This is a genomic window from Planomonospora algeriensis (assembly GCF_977012225.1).
Genome location: NZ_CDRNDK010000655.1, coordinates 1 through 2,743, shown reverse-complemented (window position 1 = coordinate 2,743; position 2,743 = coordinate 1). Strand labels below are relative to the sequence as shown.

The following is a 2,743-nucleotide window of genomic DNA, read 5'->3' as shown; positions in this document are numbered from 1 at the left end:
GGGCCGACCGGGCCGCCCGGGCGGTCCCGCCGCTCCCGGCGGCAGCGGGGTGACCCGGCTGTGAAGGACCACGTGATCGTCGTCGACCTCGGGTACGGCGACGCCGGCAAGGGCACCGTCGTCGACTGGCTCTGCGCCCGCGGCGGGGTCGCGGCGGTGGTCAGGTTCAACGGGGGCGCCCAGGCCGGGCACAACGTCGTGCTGCCCGACGGGCGGCACCACACGTTCTCCCAGTTCGGGTCGGGGACCCTGCGCGGCGTGCCGACCCACCTGTCCCGGTACACCGTGGTGGACCCCTTCGCGCTCACCGCCGAGGCCGACCACCTGCGCCGGATCGGCGTCCCGGACCCGTACGGCATGCTCACCGTCGACCGGGAGGCCCTGCTCGCCACGCCGTACCACGTGGCGGCCGGGCGGGCCCGGGAGCTGGCGCGCGGTGAGAGGCGGCACGGGTCCTGCGGGATGGGCGTCGGCGAGGTGATGGCCTACGCGCTGGAGCACCCGTTCATGGCTCCGAAGATCGGCGACTGCGAGCGGCCGTGGGCGCTGACCCGCAAGCTGGAGGCGCTGCGCGAGCGGCTCGGCGCGGGCGGGCCGCCGGTCGCCGACTGCGTGGCGGCCTACCGCGCGTTCGCCGAGCGGGTGGTCCTGGTCGACCCCTCCTACGTCACCGCCCTGCTGCGCAGGCGGCCCGTCGTCTTCGAGGGCGCCCAGGGGGTGCTGCTCGACGAGTGGCACGGCTTCCACCCCCACACGACCTGGAGCACCACGACCTTCGGCAACGCGCTGGCGCTGCTCGACGGGGCCGCCGCCGTACGGCTCGGCGTGCTGCGCACCTACACGACCCGGCACGGGCCGGGGCCGCTGGTCACCGAGGACCCGGGGCTGCGCCTGCCCGAGCCGCACAACCGGGACGGCCGCTGGCAGGGCCCGTTCCGGACCGGGCACTTCGACGCCGTCGCGCACCGCTACGCGCTGTCGGCGGCGGGCGGGGCGGACGTCCTGGCCCTCACCCACCTGGACGCGCCGGTCTCGCGGATGTGCGACTCCTACGACATCGGCGAGCTCCCGGTGGGCCGCAGGGGCGACCTGGAGGGCCAGGCCCGGCTCACCGCCCGGCTGGAGCGGGCCCGGCCGCACTACCGCGACGGCGTGGACGACTGGCCGGAGGCGGTCGCCGGGGCGCTGGGCGCACCCGTCTGGCTGGGCTCCTCCGGCCCGACCGCCGCGGACAAGGCGCTGATCGCCTCCACCGGGGGCCGGGTCCTACGGGCGGTCTAGGCATGGCACCGTACGGCGGCGCGCGCCGGCTGCCTCCGCCGGTGGCCGGGTCCCGCAGGCGGTCTAGACGTGGTACTGCACGGCGGCGCGGGAGGCCAGGATCGGCTTGATGCGCTCGGCGATCACGGCCTGGTGCTCCGGGTGGTCCCGGTAGACGACGTAGTCCTCGACGCTGTCGAAGTCCGCGACCACCGCGAAGTCGTGGTTGCCGGTGCTCACCCCCGCGTCGTGGCCGATCACGTAGGAGCGCAGCTGCGGGATCAGCTCCGGCAGCCTGGCCAGTCCGGCCGCGACGGCGGCCTTCTGCTCGTCGGTGGCGTCCTCGGTCCAGGCGAGCAGCACGATGTGGCGGAACATGGTCGGTCCTGTCTCCCTCGTGGTTCGGATGCCCGCCAGCGTACGGTGGGCCCCGCCGGCGCGCGGCGGGGCCCACCGGTCTCCGGCCGTCCGGCTCCGGCCCGGGACCTCCGGCATCCGGCCCCGATCCTCCGGTCCTGGTCCTGGTCCTGGTCCTTCAGCGTCCGGCTCCGGCCGCGCGGCCTCAGCTCCAGGCGAGCATGCGCAGCGGGTCCTGGAGCATCGCCCCGATGTCGCGCAGGAACAGCGAACCGAGCTCGCCGTCCACCACCCGGTGGTCGAAGGAGAGCGCGAGCGTGCACACCTTGCGCACCGCGAGCTGCCCGTCCACCACCCACGGCATGTCCCTGACCTGGCCGAGGGCCAGGATCGCGGACTCGCCCGGGTTGAGGATCGGCGTCCCGGCGTCCACCCCGAACACGCCCACGTTGGTGATCGTGATCGTGCCGCCCGCCATGTCCTCCGGCCGGGTACGGCCGGCCCGCGCGGTCTCGGCCAGCTCCGCCAGAGCCGCCGCGAGTTCCGGCAGCGACAGGGAGTGGGCGTCCTTGACGTTGGGCACGAGCAGGCCGCGGGGGGTCGCGGCGGCGATGCCCAGGTTCACGCGGCGCTTGACCACGATCTCCTGCGCCGCCTCGTCCCACGCCGAGTTGATCATCGGGTGGCGGCGGACCGCGACGAGCAGCGCCTTGGCGACCAGGAGCAGCGGCGAGACCTTGACCCCGGCGAAGTCGTCGAGGGCGCGCAGCCGCCCGACCGCCTCCATGGTCCCGGTCATGTCCACCTGGAGGAACTCGGTGACGTGCGGGGCGGTGAACGCCGAGGCCACCATGGCCTGGGCGGTCGCCTTCCGCACGCCCTTGACCGGGATCCGCTCCTCGTCCGCCGCCCCGGCCCGCGCCGCAGGCCGTACGGGCGCGGCCGCCGCCGCGTGCACGTCCTCCCGGGTGATCGAGCCCTGCGGCCCGGTCCCGGTGAGCGCGGCCAGGTCGATCCCGAGGTCCTTGGCGAGCTTGCGCACCGGGGGCTTGGCCAGCACCGCCGCGCGTCCCTCGGCCTGCGGGCCGGGGGCTGCGACGGACGGGCCCGGCGCACCCGGCACGGC

Annotated in this window: 3 protein-coding genes; 1 reads left to right on the top strand and 2 read right to left on the bottom strand. The window is 75.7% G+C overall.

Going from position 1 to position 2,743, the window contains the following annotated elements; all coding sequences use genetic code 11:
- The first annotated feature begins 60 nt into the window (after positions 1-60).
- Positions 61-1,281: an adenylosuccinate synthetase gene (locus ACWJ6R_RS34055; protein ID WP_449066157.1), complete on the top strand. Its 1,221-nt coding sequence runs from the start codon at positions 61-63 to the stop codon at positions 1,279-1,281.
- Between the two features lie 63 nt (positions 1,282-1,344).
- Here the strand turns inward: ACWJ6R_RS34055 and ACWJ6R_RS34050 are convergent, their stop codons facing one another.
- Both ACWJ6R_RS34050 and ACWJ6R_RS34045 read right to left on the bottom strand, forming a co-directional pair.
- Complete coding sequence (locus tag ACWJ6R_RS34050; protein ID WP_449066156.1) at positions 1,345-1,638, bottom strand: Dabb family protein; 294 nt, start codon at positions 1,636-1,638, stop codon at positions 1,345-1,347.
- 184 nt (positions 1,639-1,822) lie between these two features.
- The coding region (locus ACWJ6R_RS34045; protein WP_449066155.1) for a dihydrolipoamide acetyltransferase family protein at positions 1,823-2,743 on the bottom strand (921 nt) is incomplete at its 5' end.

Bases quoted from the DNA above. Each gene is read 5' to 3' on its own strand.
- ACWJ6R_RS34050 (WP_449066156.1), bottom strand. From the start codon at position 1,638: ATGTTCCGCCACATCGTGCTGCTCGCCTGGACCGAGGACGCCACCGAC.